Annotated in this window: 15 protein-coding genes; 12 read left to right on the forward strand and 3 right to left on the reverse strand. The window is 58.3% G+C overall.

What is annotated here, in order from left to right:
* The 5 genes from ACVWZU_RS02265 to ACVWZU_RS02285 all read left to right on the forward strand — a co-directional run bounded on the left by ACVWZU_RS02265 (window position 1) and on the right by ACVWZU_RS02285 (window position 4001).
* Window positions 1-291, forward strand: a complete 291-nt coding sequence (locus ACVWZU_RS02265; RefSeq protein WP_011433931.1) for a BolA family protein — start codon at window positions 1-3, stop codon at window positions 289-291.
* 44 nt (window positions 292-335) lie between these two features.
* Window positions 336-692, forward strand: a complete 357-nt coding sequence (locus ACVWZU_RS02270) for a phage holin family protein (protein WP_011433930.1) — start codon at window positions 336-338, stop codon at window positions 690-692.
* A gap of 327 nt (window positions 693-1019) precedes the next feature.
* Window positions 1020-2576 (forward strand): B12-binding domain-containing radical SAM protein, encoded by a 1557-nt coding sequence (locus tag ACVWZU_RS02275; protein WP_457443110.1) that lies wholly within the window; start codon window positions 1020-1022, stop codon window positions 2574-2576.
* Window positions 2577-2602: 26 nt separating this feature from the next.
* A complete protein-coding gene (locus tag ACVWZU_RS02280) occupies window positions 2603-3763 on the forward strand; it encodes a SpoIID/LytB domain-containing protein (protein WP_457443112.1) in 1161 nt (386 codons plus the stop codon).
* A 37-nt stretch (window positions 3764-3800) separates the two neighbouring features.
* On the forward strand, window positions 3801-4001 hold the full coding sequence (locus tag ACVWZU_RS02285) for a hypothetical protein (protein ID WP_457443114.1): 201 nt from the start codon (window positions 3801-3803) through the stop codon (window positions 3999-4001).
* A 60-nt stretch (window positions 4002-4061) separates the two neighbouring features.
* On the opposite strand, the gene topA is transcribed toward ACVWZU_RS02285, so the two are convergent.
* Window positions 4062-6863 carry a type I DNA topoisomerase gene (gene topA / locus ACVWZU_RS02290; protein WP_457443116.1) on the reverse strand — a complete coding sequence of 934 codons (2802 nt, stop codon included), beginning with the start codon at window positions 6861-6863 and terminating at the stop codon, window positions 4062-4064.
* Window positions 6864-7058: 195 nt separating this feature from the next.
* Between topA and ACVWZU_RS02295 the strand changes: the two genes are divergently transcribed.
* From ACVWZU_RS02295 to ACVWZU_RS02305, 3 genes are all read left to right on the forward strand, one after another.
* Window positions 7059-7508, forward strand: coding sequence for a VOC family protein (locus tag ACVWZU_RS02295; RefSeq protein WP_457443118.1), 450 nt, complete (start codon window positions 7059-7061; stop codon window positions 7506-7508).
* A 162-nt stretch (window positions 7509-7670) separates the two neighbouring features.
* On the forward strand, window positions 7671-8639 hold the full coding sequence (locus ACVWZU_RS02300) for a CobW family GTP-binding protein (protein ID WP_457443121.1): 969 nt from the start codon (window positions 7671-7673) through the stop codon (window positions 8637-8639).
* Window positions 8640-8683: 44 nt separating this feature from the next.
* Window positions 8684-9556: a hypothetical protein gene (locus ACVWZU_RS02305; protein ID WP_457443123.1), complete on the forward strand. Its 873-nt coding sequence runs from the start codon at window positions 8684-8686 to the stop codon at window positions 9554-9556.
* Between the two features lie 210 nt (window positions 9557-9766).
* Here ACVWZU_RS02305 and ACVWZU_RS02310 read toward each other — a convergent pair whose 3' ends face one another.
* On the reverse strand, window positions 9767-10735 hold the full coding sequence (locus ACVWZU_RS02310; RefSeq protein ID WP_414329312.1) for a 30S ribosomal protein S1: 969 nt from the start codon (window positions 10733-10735) through the stop codon (window positions 9767-9769).
* 196 nt (window positions 10736-10931) lie between these two features.
* Here ACVWZU_RS02310 and obgE point away from each other — a divergent pair, with 196 nt between their 5' ends.
* From obgE to ACVWZU_RS02330, 4 genes are read left to right on the forward strand one after another with little or no spacing between them, the layout of a single operon-like run.
* Window positions 10932-11975 carry a GTPase ObgE gene (gene obgE / locus ACVWZU_RS02315; protein WP_414389113.1) on the forward strand — a complete coding sequence of 348 codons (1044 nt, stop codon included), beginning with the start codon at window positions 10932-10934 and terminating at the stop codon, window positions 11973-11975.
* Between the two features lie 60 nt (window positions 11976-12035).
* The gene (locus ACVWZU_RS02320; protein WP_238376778.1) at window positions 12036-12410 is read left to right on the forward strand and encodes a hypothetical protein; all 375 of its coding nucleotides are present in this window, start codon (window positions 12036-12038) and stop codon (window positions 12408-12410) included.
* Window positions 12411-12428: 18 nt separating this feature from the next.
* The gene (locus ACVWZU_RS02325; RefSeq protein WP_414374128.1) at window positions 12429-13142 is read left to right on the forward strand and encodes an L-threonylcarbamoyladenylate synthase; all 714 of its coding nucleotides are present in this window, start codon (window positions 12429-12431) and stop codon (window positions 13140-13142) included.
* A 55-nt stretch (window positions 13143-13197) separates the two neighbouring features.
* The gene (locus tag ACVWZU_RS02330; protein ID WP_457443126.1) at window positions 13198-13815 is read left to right on the forward strand and encodes a PAP/fibrillin family protein; all 618 of its coding nucleotides are present in this window, start codon (window positions 13198-13200) and stop codon (window positions 13813-13815) included.
* Here ACVWZU_RS02330 and ACVWZU_RS02335 read toward each other — a convergent pair.
* Complete coding sequence (locus ACVWZU_RS02335; RefSeq protein ID WP_457443127.1) at window positions 13812-14711, reverse strand: hypothetical protein; 900 nt, start codon at window positions 14709-14711, stop codon at window positions 13812-13814. The two genes, ACVWZU_RS02330 and ACVWZU_RS02335, sit on opposite strands and share 4 nt — an antisense overlap.
* Between the last annotated feature and the right edge of the window lie 95 nt (window positions 14712-14806).

Consider the following 14806-nt stretch of genomic DNA (forward strand, 5'->3'; position numbering starts at 1 on the left):
ATGCTTACCCCCGACTACCTTCGGCAGCACCTGATGGAGAAGCTGCAGGCTCTTCATGTGCAGGTGGAGGATGAGTCCCACCTTCACATCGGCCACGGGGGCGGGACAGGAGGGCACTACCGAGTTCAAGTGGTGTCGCCTCTGTTTGTCGGCAAAACGACCCTACAGCGACATCGCCTGGTGTATGCCGCTCTGGCGGAACACATGGGGCGGAGCATTCATGCTTTGGCCCTGCAAACTTACAGCCCTGAAGAGGTTTCTGCGCAAGGGATCCCTGAGGAGATCAGCTAGCATAGAGGGCAAAATCGCGGCCCCATCAGGGCAGAGGAGGGAGCATGGCAACTCTTTTGGCCACCTGGCTGATGTCAGCCTTGAGTGTAATGATCCTGGCTTGGCTTTTGCCCGGAATCCACGTCTCTGGATTCGGGGGTGCTTTGGTGGCGGCTCTGGCCATTGGTCTGGTCAATGGTTTGGTTAGGCCGATTCTCCGGCTGATCACCCTGCCGATTACGGTTCTTACCCTGGGTTTGTTTTGGCTGATTTTGAACGGCATTTGTCTAGCCATTGCCGATAAGCTGGCCGGGAATGCTTTCAACATCGATAATTTCGGTTGGGCGTTTATCGGCGCAATTGTACTTTCCATCGTCAGCGGCTTGGTTCAGCAGGTTTTTGAGCAAGGTGCGCCGAACTGACTTCGTCCCCAGCCGTGAGAGGGCAGGGTTTGGTTCAAGATTGCAGGGGGTACGCTAGGGGAACGTCAACACTCAGCCCGACGATAACCAAAACCAACTTTAAGGGATCCCGATAAGCTTTACTCCATTGGCCCTGCCCGCTAAGTTTTTGCCGCAGAACCATAGGATTCTCCACAGATAGCCTGCACAAGATCTGCCAATGGCTAACATCAGCAGGATATTGCGAGCAGGCGTTTGATCTGTGGCTGCTTTATCTAAGCCTAGCAAATCGATAGGAAACCAGTAGGGGATCAAGTTGGTCGATCTGCAACTCAGGAGCTGGTCGGTATGAAGGCATTGCTGCTCTATCCGCGTTTTCCTCAATCGTTCTGGTCTTACAATCGCACCATCGAGATGGTGGGACTAAAAGCGCTAATGCCACCTCTGGGCTTGATCACCGTTGCTGCTCTGCTACCCCAACACTGGGAGATTCGCTTTGTGGATCGCAATGTCGCTGCTGAAACAGAAGCCGATTGGCAGTGGTGCGATCTGGTGATCTTGTCAGCCATGCTGGTGCAAAAACAAGATTTCCACGCCCTGATTCGCAAGGCTGTACAACTGGGCAAAAAAGTAGCTGTGGGCGGGCCCTATCCAACTTCTGTGCCACAGGATGCCCTGGAATCTGGTGCTCACTATTTGGTTTTGGATGAAGGGGAAGTGACCATACCGGCCTTTGTCAAGGCTCTAGAAGCTGGGCAAGAGTCGGGCATTTTTCGGGCCGCCGAAAAGCCGGATGTAACCCAAAGTCCTTTGCCAAGGTTTGATCTGCTGCCCATGGATCAATACTTCATGATGTCAGTCCAGTTTTCACGAGGTTGCCCCTTTAATTGTGAGTTTTGCGATATCATCTCTCTTTACGGACGCAAGCCAAGAACCAAAGAGCCAAGTCAAATGCTAGCTGAGCTACAGGCCCTCTATGACTTGGGCTGGCGGGGTTCGGTATTTGTAGTGGATGACAATTTTATCGGCAATCAGCGCAACGTCAAGCGATTTTTGCGAGAGCTGATCCCTTGGAGCCAGGAGCGCAACTATCCATTTACCTTTATGACAGAGGCTTCGGTTAACCTGGCGGAAGATGAAGAACTGATGAGGTTAATGGTAGAGGCGGGTTTCTATGCTGTCTTTTTGGGCATTGAGACCCCAGACCAAGACAGCTTACAGATGACCCAAAAGCTCCAGAATACCCGCCACCCTTTGGTGGAGGCCTGTCGCAAGATCAACGATGCTGGACTGCTGATCTATGCTGGGTTTATTCTGGGCTTTGATGGAGAGCGGCCAGGAGCAGGGGAGCGCATTCAGGCTTTTGTCGAGCAAACCGGTATTCCTCAGCCAATGCTGGGCATTTTACAGGCTTTGCCAAACACACAGCTCTGGAATCGCTTGAAGAAAGAGGAACGGTTGCTGGAAGGGATCGGCGTGACTGAGTTTGGCGATCAAAATACACTGATGAACTTTATTCCCACCCGTTCTCTATCGGAGATTGCTCAAGAATATCTGGAAAGTTTTTGGAAATTGTATGATCCTGCGCGATATTTATCTCGCTGCCTGCAACAATGCCTGAATATCGGCATCAAAGATGGCCGGCGGCAAATGATGAAGCTGCCCCTTCGCAAAGGGATCCATCTGCTTCTACAACTCATCTGGCGGCAAGGGATCCTTCACCCTGAAATTCGCGCCCAATTTTGGCGACAGCTATGGACGATTTGGCGGCGCAAGCCCAGCCTGCTGAACTTGTATTTGGGCCTCTGCGCCGCAGGAGAACACTTTTGGGAATATCGGGAATTGGCCCGCGCCCGGCTTACCCAGCAACTGGGATACGATCCCTTGCTGGCCGGCTCACCTTGAGACGGGGGCAGTTCCGGGGAGAACCTATGCGACGACGACGGTTTGGGGCCATGGCGCTGGGAGCCGCCGGCGCTGCTTGTGTGGGCGCTCTGCCGGCCCGAACCGCTCCTCCAGAGGGGTGGTTGGCTGTGGAGCTGTTCAGCCGCTGGAGTGCGGATCCCTTGGTCGAGTTGGAGCTGATGGGCCCTTTTGTTTTAAATCAGCAGCCTTTTCCAACAGGCACCTGGAAGTTACAGGTTCGCCGCCAAGAGCTCCTTCTGACCGGGCCGGGACAGCCTCGTCGCTACCAGGGATCCCTTTGGCTACAGGGGGGAGCTCTGCGCTCCCTCGCAGGGGAGGAGCGTCGCTATCGGGGCTGGGTACAGATTCGTCCCAAGGGTTTAGGTCGCCTGCATCTGGTGAATTGGGTGAAGTTGGAAGACTATCTGCTGGCTTTGGTGCCCAGCGAAATGCCCGCCGACTGGCCAGCTGCCGCCTTGCAGGCGCAAGCCATCTTGGCCCGTACCTTGGCCGTTCCCCATCTGTGCCCCGGCCCCAGAAGAGAATGGCCCTCTGCCCCGATAAGGCCATTGCAAGACTCCACCGCCCACCAGTTCTATGGTGGCCTGGCCTATGAGACGGCGGCGACCACTGCTGCGGTGCGGGCAACCCGAGGGCAGATCCTAACCCATGCCGGCCAGCCGATAGAGGTTCTGTTTCACTCCACCTGTGGGGGCCACACCAGCGCCAATCAGGATATTTTTGCCCCACCCGCCCGCCCCTACCTACAAGGGGTGATCTGTGACGGGTGTCGCGCCTCTCCCTTCTATGGCCCTCACAGCGTCCGGCTCAGCCGACGGGAGTTGGAGCAAGCCTTGGGCAACGGCGATCTGGAGATTGTGCAGTCGGATCCCTGGGGTCGCCCCCTGCGCATCCGCGTTGGATCCCAACTGTTGACTGGCCAAGAGTTTGTGCTGCGCCTTGGCCAAACCCTGGGTTGGGGGATCCTCCCCAGCAACCGCTTCACGTGGGAACGTCTCCAGCCAAAGGCCGGCCAGCAGGAAGTGTACCTTTTTACCTATCGCGGAGCCGGGCATGGGGTGGGACTGTGTCAGTGGGGATCCCGTGGCTTGGCCGAGAAGGGCTACACAGCGCCGCAAATTCTCAATCACTACTTCCCCGGCACCCAGGTGATAACGTTGAGCTGAAGGCTGTTGGCCCCGACTCCAACTCTCATTTACTCCCGTGTCCCTTGCACACCCCCATCGTCGCCATCCTGCCTACTGCTACTGCAGCGAGCTGGAACACGCCCAGATTCTCAAGTGCCAGCAGCAGGATCCCTTGCCGTTTGCAGAAGCAATGGGTTGCATTGCCAATCGGGAAGCCGCTGTGGCCGCTGCTTGTGGCCCTTGGAGCAGTTGTTTCGTCAGCAAAGCTGCTACATAGCCGATCCCTGAGCCACCTTGAGCAGGCGACCTTGGGCCATCGCACCCCAAGAAGCTGACCTCAGGCGGGGGCTTTGGGGGTGATCTTCACAATGGTGGGACGGGATCCCACCTGGGCTGACCCATTCGCTTGGGCTTGCGGCTCTTTGGCCATCCCGCTGCCGGTGGAAGTGGTTTGTGCTTTACGCCGCTTCTGGGGCACAGCATTTCCGGCCTGCTGGGCTGTAGGGCTTCTGGAGGCAGTTTTGGCTTGGGTTTTACTGACCGAGGAGCCCGCTTTGCCGGTCGAGCGGCTTTTCCCCTTGACCTCTGCAGAAGAGCCTTCCTTTTCGGCCAGCACCTGCAGGGCCATTTCCAGGGTAACCGCTTCGGCAGGGATCCCTTTGGGCAAAGAGGCATTGACCTTGCCATGTTTGACATACAGCCCATAGGGGCCGTCGTGCAGATGAACCGGCTCGCCATCCTCAGGATGGGATCCCAGCTCCCGCAAGGGCTTGGCCGAGGCGCGCCCACGGCTTTTCTTGGGCTGGGCCAGCAGCTCCAGCGCCCGCTCCAGGCTGATGGTCAGCACATCCTCCTCGGCGGGCAGAGAGCGAAAATCGCCATCACAGACTACGTAGGGGCCGAAGCGGCCAATACCGGCCTGCACCTTTTTCCCCGATTCCGGGTGTTCCCCCAAGGTGCGAGGCAAGCTCAGCAACCCCAAGGCAATCTCTGGCGTGACCTGATCCGGTTTCAACCCTTTGGGCAGGGAGGTGCGCTTGGGTTTTTTGTTGTCCTCAGAAACTTCCCCCAACTGCACATAGGGGCCATAGGGGCCCTGCGGGATCACGTAGATGGGCTCTTGGGTTTCCGGGTGAAAGGCAATGGGCTTGGGGCCTTCCTGCTTCCGCTGGATTAGCTCCGCAATGTGTTCTGCGCTCAGATCGGCGGGGGGAATATCCTCCGGCAAGTTGGCGCGCACCTCTCCAGACTCAGTTTCAACTGCTACATAGGGGCCATAGGGGCCAATGCCGATCTTGACAGGCAGGTTCTCCAGATGGATGGAGCGGGCCAGGCCGGAATCAATTTCCAGCTCGCGCGCCTTCACCTGTCCCTCGAGACCCTGCTCGCCCAAGAAGAAATGGCGCAGATAGGGCAGCCACTCCGCCTGTCCAGAAGCAATGTCGTCCAGCGTTTGCTCCATCTCGGCGGTGAAGCGGGTATTCACCAGGTTGGGAAAGTATTTTTCCAGTAGCTCGGTGACTGCAAAAGCCGTGTAGGTGGGCACGAGGGCATTCCCCATCGGCCTGACGTAGCCACGGCTCATGATCGTATTCAAGATGGTGGCGTAGGTGCTGGGGCGGCCAATGCCCTCACTTTCCAACACCTTGACCAAGGAGGCTTCCGTATATCGGGCTGGAGGCTGGGTTTCGTGGGCAACGGGTTCCAGCTTCTGGCAGCGGAGGGGATCCCCCTGCCGCAACAGGGGCAGATGCACCTCCCGATCCTCTAGGGCAGCATCGGGGTCGTCGGATCCCTCCACATAGGCGCGGAAAAAGCCGGGAAAATCGATGCGCTTGCCGCTGGCCCGGAACACCGCATCGTCTACGGCGATGAGTACGATGGTGTGGGTCTGCCGCGCCTCAGCCATTTGGCTGGCGACGGTGCGCTTCCAGATCAGGTCGTAGAGGGCCAGCTCCTGGCCGGAGAGGGGGGTTTGGCTGGGCAGGCGAAACTCTGATCCAGCAGGACGAATGGCCTCGTGGGCTTCTTGCGCCCCTTTGGTTTTGGTGGTGTACTGACGGGGCTCGGGGCTGAGATATTCTCTGCCGTACATCGACTCCACGCAGGCGCGGGCAGCGCGGATGGCCTGCTCCGACAGGTGGACCGAATCGGTGCGCATGTAGGTGATGTAGCCCTCTTCGTAGAGCTTTTGGGCAATGCGCATCGTCTGCTGGGCCGACAGGTGCAGCTTGCGGTTGGCCTCCTGCTGCAGGGTGGAGGTGGTAAAGGGAGGGGCAGGTTTGCGGGTGGAGGGGCGCTCTTCCACAGAGCTGACGATCCAGGCTTTTCCCAGCAAGCGATCCCGCAGGGCCTCGGCCTGGGCCTGATCCAACAACACCACATCCCGCCCGGCAATGAGCTGGCCGGTGCTGGGATCGAAGTCTTGCCCATTGGCCAGGCGTTTGCCACCCAAGCTCACCAGCTCTGCTGGAAAGACAGCCTGCTGGCCGGCGACGGTCGTTTTGGGCTGCAGCTCCGCTTTGAGATCCCAGTAGGAGGCTTTTCTGAAGGCGCGCCGCTCCCGCTCTCGATCCACCAAAAGCTTGACCGCCACCGACTGCACCCGCCCTGCCGAGAGTTTGGGGGCAATTTTTTTCCACAGCAGCGGCGACAGGGTATAGCCCACCAGGCGATCCAAGATGCGGCGGGTCTCCTGGGCACGCACCAGTTGTTCATCCACCTCACGGCAGTTTTGCAGCGCCTCCTGAATGGCCTCGCGGGTAATCTCGTGGAACACCATGCGGCGGGTGGGCACTTTGGGTTGCAGCACCTGCTGCAAGTGCCAGCTAATGCTTTCCCCTTCGCGGTCTTCGTCGGTGGCCAGGATCAGCTCGTCCGCCTTCTTGAGCGCTTCCTTCAGCTCCTTGACCACCTTTCTTTTGTCCTTGGGGATGACGTAGAGGGGCTCGAAGTCGGCGTGGACATTGACCCCCAGGCGGCTCCACTCTTCTCCTTTCAATTCTTCTGGAATTTCAGATGCCGAATCGGGGAGATCCCGCACATGTCCCATCGAGGCCTGAACTTCGTACCCTGCGGGCAAGAATCCACGGATGGTACGGGCTTTGGTGGGAGATTCGACAATGACCAGCTTAGGCATAATTGAGGTTGGCAGCAATCGGCTTAGGTTGTCGCATTTCCCGCCCCAAGGATTGGGCGGGCCAGCATACACTGCAAGAGGTGCTTAAGATAGACAGCCTACTTTTCTGGAGCGTAGCAAGTCTACCTGCGCTTGACCAGCCGTCATCGGCGATGATCCGAGCGGTCTGGCCCCATCTGGCTGCTTTGCAGGACGATGAAACTACACCATTTTTCCATTCGCACCGCCGATATCTTCCGCTCCATCGCTTTTTACGAGGGGCTGGGCTTTGCGGTGGAAGAACGCTTTACTGCCGGGATCACGCTGGCCTGCTGGATGCGTGGTCCCTGGGGGCGCTTAGAGCTGATGCAGGTGCCGGATCCCCGGCCTGCCCCGGATCCCTTTGGGGATCCCCACTATGTGGGCTACTACCATCCCGCTTTTGAGGTGGGCCCCGAATGGGGATCCCTGGCCAACTACCTAGAACATTTGCGAGCGCAAGTGCCCCTTACCCTGCTGCTGCCGCCCCAGCTCCAGCAAATTGGGGGCCAGGTCTATGAAGTGGCGTTCATCGCCGATCCCGATGGCCTGCCGATCGAGCTCATTCGTCCCCAGGGATCCTCAGGAGAGAGTCTGCCCCAACGCCCAGAGGACATTAATAAATAGTTGGATAACTAGTTGATGGGTTAGAGGATCTAATTTGGGTGGGAGCGGTCGTTCCCCCTTGTCCAGGTCCTGGAGAGCCAACCCTAAAGCTAAGCTAGTAGAGCTTCTGGGGAACTTGAGAGAAGGGTTTGTTGGCCGCTTGTCAGTTCAGCCTCACCTGATATGAAAGCTCAGCTTCCGGTGACGATTTTGACAGGTTTTTTGGGCAGTGGCAAAACCACGCTGCTCAAGCGCATCTTGGAAGAGGAGCATGGGTTGCGCATTGGAGTGATCCTCAACGAGTTTGGCGAGATTTCCATCGATGGCGAGTTGGTCAACATGCCCGAGGGGGGGCTGATGCAGCTCAACAATGGTTGCCTCTGCTGCACGGTGCGAGAGGATTTTGAACGGGCGGCCCGCCAGCTGCTCCAGCATGCCCAGGCGTTGGACTATCTGGTGGTGGAAACCAGCGGCGTGGCGGATCCCAGGCAGGTGACGGAGCTATTTGTGCAGAGGACTTTTCATGAGGAGTTGCGCCTGGATGGCGTGGTGACGTTGGTGGATGGGGCCGAATACTGGCAGAATTTCCGGCGCTCGCAAACTGCTGCCCACCAGATCAGCAGTGCCGACATTGTGTTGCTCAACAAGGTGGACTTAATCGGCGAAGCCGAACGAGAGCGGATCCTTCTCGATCTGCGCCGCTACAACCCCGATGCCCCTTGCCTGCTCACCACCCATGCCCAGGTGCCTCTGGCCCGCATCTTGGATGTGCATGCCTTCCGCCCAGAATTGTGGGATCCCAGGCTCCCCAATGCAGAGACTGAGGCCCACCATAGCCATCACCTCGAGGAAGACGGGATCCAATCGGTGAGCTTTCAACTGCAGCAGCCGCTGGATTTGGCGGCTTTTCGCGATTGGCTACAAGACATGCCCGAGACCCTTTTTCGCGCCAAGGGGGTGCTGTGGGTTGTGGATGAGCCGCAGCGGGTTATCTTTCATCAGGTAGGCCAGCGGCAAACCCTTTTTCTGGAACGGGACTGGGATCCCGATGAGCCCCGCTTGTCCAAAATTGTGTTGATCGGCAAGGGGCTGGAGCGGGAGCAGCTGGCTGCCGGCCTCAGCCGGGTGTGCGGGGCAGCCGCCGCTGGCTAAGGATCCTCTTCAGTTTTTTCGGTTTTTGGATTGGGTGATCTGGGATGGCTCGCAGCAAACTTTCAGAGCAAGAACAACAGCAAATTGTTAGCGCCTACCGCGGCTCGGCAGCGACCGCCGTCGAATTGGCGGAGCAATTTCAGGTGAGCATCACCACCATCACCCGCGTGTTGAAGGAAAATATCGCTGCCGATGAGTATCAGCGGTTGATCCATCTCAAACGCTCGGCTGCCCGCCGCAAAGACATGGGGGAAAAAGCTGTTGTTGGCGGGATCCCAGCCCCAGAGCAGCAGATTTTGCCGCTGGAGCCGGAGCTGCCTTTTTCATCTCCCTCGCTGCAGCCGAACGCAAACGACGAAGGCGAGGATAACACCGCTGGAACAGAGTCTCTGCCAAAACTGCCCCCAGAAGAACTGCAGTTGGCGGCTGAGCTTCAGGAAGATGTGGAGGATGTCGGGGAAGAGGATGAGGAAGAGACCGAAGAAGACCGTGACCTCGAAGACGAGGATGAGGACGACCCTGACTATCTCCTAGAAGATGAAGATGGGCCAGAAGAGGATCCCCTCACCGATCCCAGCTATCAAATTCAGGTATTACCCCTGGAAGAGCTCACCCTACCGGAAACCTGCTATGTCGTTGTTGACCGCTACCAAGAACTGACCACCCGCCCTCTCAAAGAATTCTTTGGCTCGGGATCCCTGCCCATCGAAGGGATCGACAACGCCAATACGCTGCCCATTTTCGACAACCACAAGGTGGCCCGTCGCTTTTCCGAAATGAGCCGTCGGGGCAGAAACACCTACCCGCCCTACCGGGTGATCCAGTTTCCCGGCTACATCCTGGAGATTGTGCGCACCCAACTGCAAAAGAAAGGCATCACCCATCTGCTCATGGATGGGCAGATCTACAGTCTTTGACCAGCTCCTCAAGCTCAGGAGAGGGGGATTCCCGTTACTGGCGCAGGTTTGCAGCCCTGCGTGAGCGCCGTCGGCCTACTTCGCCACAGCAGCAGTACCCGTCTCCCTAGGAGCCTGGGCTGCCCCGCTCCCACAAGCCACCCACGCCAACGGAGCTGAAGGCTCCTAACCTCAGTCTCATCGCAGGCAGAGATGGCGCCAAGCTTGCCCTCATTCCACAGCCGCCGCCGCGTATTCCAGCTCCTCTTCCACCACTTCCGGTGGGGCCTCTGCCGCTTGTCCTTGCTTAGCGGCCAACAGTTGCTCACGGTACTTGGCTGCCATCTCCTCGGCCTTCTCGTAAACCAGCTTGGGATCCCGAATCATGTCGCCGGGATTGGGCTCCAGTTGCTTGGTGGACAGCGAGATCCGCCCCCGCTCCGCATCCAGATCGATGATCATCACCTTCACTTCGTCGTTGACGTTGAAGACGCTGTGGGGCGTGTCAACATGATCGTGGGAGATCTCGGAAATGTGCAGCAGGCCGGAGACGCCGCCAATATCGATGAAGGCACCATAGGGCTTGATGCCCCGCACCGTGCCGACCACCACCTCGCCCACTTCCAGCTTGTTCATCTTCCGCTCCACCAAGGCGCGGCGATGGCTCAACACCAAGCGGTTGCGGTCTTCGTCCACCTCTAAAAACTTCAGGGGCAGCTCTTCGCCCACCAGCTCTTCTTTTGGCTTGCGGCTGCTGATGTGGGATCCGGGGATAAAGCCCCGCAGCCCCTCAATCCGCACCAGGGCTCCACCTCGGTTGGTGGCAAAAATGGTTGAGCGAACGGTGGCATCTTCTTTCTGGAGCTGCCGTACCCGTTCCCAGGCCCGCATGTACTCGATGCGACGGATGGAGAGGGTCAGCTGTCCCTCTTCGTTTTCTTCGGTGAGGATAAAAAACTCGCGGGTTTCTCCGGGCTGCAGCATCTCGTGCGGGTCTTCCAGGCGGCTAATCGACATCTCCTGGAGCGGCAGAAAGGCAGCCGTTTTGGCCCCAATATCGATCAAAGCACCGCGTGGCTCCACCGAGAATACTGTACCCGCCACAATTTCGCCAGGGCTGAAGTGATAGTCGTACTTATCCAGAAGGGCGGCAAAGTCTTCAGTGGTAAAACCTACATCGGCAGCAGTGAATCGACTCATAGGGGTGCAGTAACAGATCAGTTGCGCGGGATAAAGGGTAGAAGGCCAATCGAGTTTGGCAGGATCCCACTTCCACTTTCCCACCTGGGGAGGATGTGGCTGGGAAATACCATCGTAGCTTAGAGGAGCGTCTTTTGTGGCAAGTTTTCCGGGGATCTTGCCAAGCTGGAAGATAGAAGATTTGGGAGAAGAACGATTGCACTTTATCGACCAAGCCGAAATTGAAGTGCAAGGGGGAAATGGCGGGGATGGCATCGTTGCCTTCCGCCGTGAGAAGTATGTGCCGGCTGGGGGGCCATCCGGCGGCAATGGCGGGCGGGGCGGCTCGGTGATCTTGGTGGCCGATCCCGGCCTGCAAACTCTGTTGGATTTTCGCTTTCAACCGGTGATCAAGGCGGAACACGGGGCCAAAGGGGGGCCCAACCATCGCAGCGGGGCCAGTGGTGCGGATCGGCTGGTGCGGGTGCCCTGCGGTACTGTGGTGTTCAATGCGGAGACGGGGGAATTGTTGGGCGATCTGGTGGGCAAGGGGGATCAATTGCTGGTAGCCCGTGGGGGCAAAGGCGGCTTAGGCAATGCCCATTTTTTGAGCAACCACAATCGCGCCCCCCGCCAATTCACCAAGGGCGAAGCGGGAGAACGGGTGCGCCTGCGCCTGGAGCTGAAGTTGATTGCCGAGGTGGGCATTGTCGGCCTGCCCAATGCGGGCAAGTCCACTCTGATTTCGGTGGTCTCCTCTGCCCGGCCCAAGATTGCTGACTACCCCTTCACCACGTTGCAGCCCAATTTGGGGGTGGTGCCCCATCCATCGGGAGATGGGGTGGTGTTTGCCGATATTCCGGGGCTGATCGAGGGGGCGCACTTGGGGGTGGGGCTGGGCCATGAGTTTTTGCGCCATGTGGAGCGTACCAGGGTACTGATTCATTTGGTGGATGGCACGGCGGCGGATCCCGTCAAGGATTACCAGGTTATTCAGCAGGAGCTGCGCGCCTACGGCCACGGGTTAATCGATAAGCCACAAATCCTGGTTTTGAACAAGATCGATGTTCTGGATCCCCAGCAGGTTGCCGAGCGCGCCCAGAGGCTGTCTGCTGCTGCCGGCACTTCGGTGGTGACCATTTCTGCGATTGCCAAGCAGGGGCTGGATGCCCTCTTGCAGCGGGTGTGGCAGTGCCTGGGTCGGGGATCCCAACAGTCTGCGGAGTTGGATCTTGTGGGGGCAAAATCCATCCAGTCCTAGGGCAGAAGAATCTTAGAATGGGAAAGCCCCTGCCTTCCCAGAACCCAGAGACGAGTGGCCATGTATATCTCGGCGGAGGATCTGCCACCGGATTTGCGTCAGATTATGTTGGCCGTTGAACAGGCGGCTCAGGCGAGGGCGGGAGCGTGTGTGGAGCTGCTGATGCTCCTGCGGCTGCTGGAGGAGTTGCACCGCGCGATCCTGGAAGGTGCCTTTCGGGAGTCTTTGCCCAATACCCGTCAAGCTCTGTATCGGGTGCTTCAAGATTTGGAAGAAGCGGGCGACTGGCCCTATCTGCCCCGTCTGCACATCCAAGCCCTGATGCAACAACTGAAGGACTGGCCCGAATCTCAGGGATCCCCGCCCGCGTCGGTGCCACCGACCCCCCGCCCTCTTGTGGAAAACCCTTTGGGGGGGAGCTGCTCCCAGTCTTGACCTCTTCCCATCTGCCCGATGGCCGAGTACTTTAAGCTGCATCCGCAACAGCCCCAGGCCCGTTCCATCCGGCGGATTGCGGCGGCTTTGCGGGAGGGGGCGGTGATGCTTTACCCCACCGATACAGTCTATGCCATTGGCTGCGATGTGACCCACAAACAAGCAGTGGAGCGGGTACGCCGTATCAAGCAGCTCTCCAACGACAAGCCTCTTACCTTTTTGTGCCCTTCTCTCTCACGCATTGCCCACTATGCCCAGGTAACCGATTCGGCCTATCGGCTGATGCGGCGGCTGATCCCGGGCCCGTTTACGTTTCTGTTGCCGGCCACCAAGCTGGTGCCCAAGTTGGTGATGGAGCCCAAACGGAAAACCACCGGCATCCGCGTGCCCGACTCGGCCATTTGTCAGGCTTTGCTGGAAGAGTTGGGCAATCCAATTGTCTCCACCTCTGCCAAGCTGGGGGGGGATCCCGTCGGATCCCTGGGCTTAAGTTTTGGGCAAACCTGGGAATGGGAGAGCGATCCCTGGGATGAGGGTGGGATCTTTGCGGCTGAGGAAATGCGGCAGTTGGAAAAACAGGTGGATCTGGTGCTGGATGACGATGCCCCCCGTCGGGCCAAGGTCTCTACGGTAATTGACTTGACGGGATCCGAGCCGCTGGTGGTGCGGGCCGGGCTAGGGTATGAGCAGGTGGCAGATCTGAACCTGAAACTGGTGGGAGAAGACGGTTAAGGGCAGAGGGATCCCGCGTTCTCTAAAATAGGGTCAGTGCCTTCGGAGTGTGCCCATGTCTGAGGCCCTGGCTCAGCAAAAATCGGCTCTGCTGCACCTACTGGAGGCAACCGACCGGGGCCGGAAAGTTTCCCCTGACCAAAAAGCCCAGATTTTGTCTCAAATTGCCGTCCTAGAAGCGCTCAACCCCACCCCCAAGCCAACATCGGCTCCTGAAGGGTTGGAGGGGAACTGGCTCACCCTCTTTACCACCAGCACAGCTCTGCTGCGGCTGGCACAGTTGCCTTTTTTGACCACCGGCGAGATCTACCAGTGTATTCGGGCCAAGGCTGGACGGGTCTTCAACGTGGCGGAGATCCAGGGATCCGGTTGGCTGGAGGCTTGGGTGCCACGGGGAGTCTTGGCTGTATCAGCGCGCTTTTACCCCGAATCTGAGCGCCGGGTGAGGGTGATTTTCGAGCGATTGGTGCTCGGATCCCAAGCTTTGATGAGCTACGAGATCGAGAGTTTTCTCGATTTGCTCGAGCGGGCTCCGGAGCGGATCCCGGCTATTCAAATCGATATCCGCCGCCGCGAGCCAACGGGTTGGCTGGATATCACCTATTTGGATGAAGATTTGCGGATGGGCCGGGGCAGCGAGGGGAGTGTATTTGTTCTAAAGCGGGTCGGCTAGTCGGAGGATCCAGAGGACTCCGTTTCCGCCCTTTCGTGAGATGGGTTTTGGGTTAGGGTGGAGCTTATTTCCTGTAGAACTTGCAAGGCGCGGTAGGACTCTCGCAAAGTTTGCAGCTCCTGTTGAGTTTGCTCCAGTTGCCGGGCCCATTCTGCCTGTTGGGAGCGCAACTCTCGATTTTCCAATTTTTTGCGCTGCAGGATGCACTTGAGTTTTTGCTGCTGCTGCTGGAGTTGAGCCCGCTCTGCTTCTGCGTGTTGCAGTTGGGTCCTTTGGCGTTCCAATTCTATTTTCAGGGTGGTGACCTGGGATTGAAGTTGGCGGAGCTTTTGGCGCAGCGCTTGCTCTGGCGTGGGTTTGGTCGACTCGGAGCTTGGAGAAGGGGAAGATGTTTGTAGGTTTTGCAGATGCTGTTGTAACTGTTGGGCTTGGGCCTGCAGGACTCGAGACCGTTGCTGCTCGCTGCGCAGTTGGGCTTGGGCGCGTTCACAGGTCTGGATTTCGGCTTTCACCCGCTGCTTGATGCGGTCAAGGATCTTTTGATGGCGGAGCTGGGTTTGCCGGATCTCCTGAGCCACCTGCCAAGGGCGAGGATCCCCCTTAGGTTGTCGTGGCTCGCCGCCGTGGTCGGCAGGATCAAAGGGAGATAGGGTCGCCACCAGCGATTCTCGAAAGTCGCTCCAGGAAGCCGATTGCAGACCCATCTGAACCACCTGCCAAACCCCATAGGCAGACCCAATTCCAGCCAGGATCCCAGGGATCCCGGCCAAGGATAAGGAAACCCTGGGCAGGGTTGGCAGGATCTGATCCAGCAGCCCCACCACCAGGGCGAAAACAAAGATCCCGCTCCCCGCGGCAGCGGCACCCGAGACCCAAGAGGAGCGGGAGAGCATCATCGTTTTTTCGTCATCACAACCGCTAGAGCGGGAAAACCAGGTTCAAAAATGGCCTGTCTGCACTCAGTTTATCCCGCCAGCAGCCTCTGTTTCCC

The organism is Thermostichus sp. MS-CIW-26 (assembly GCF_054059115.1).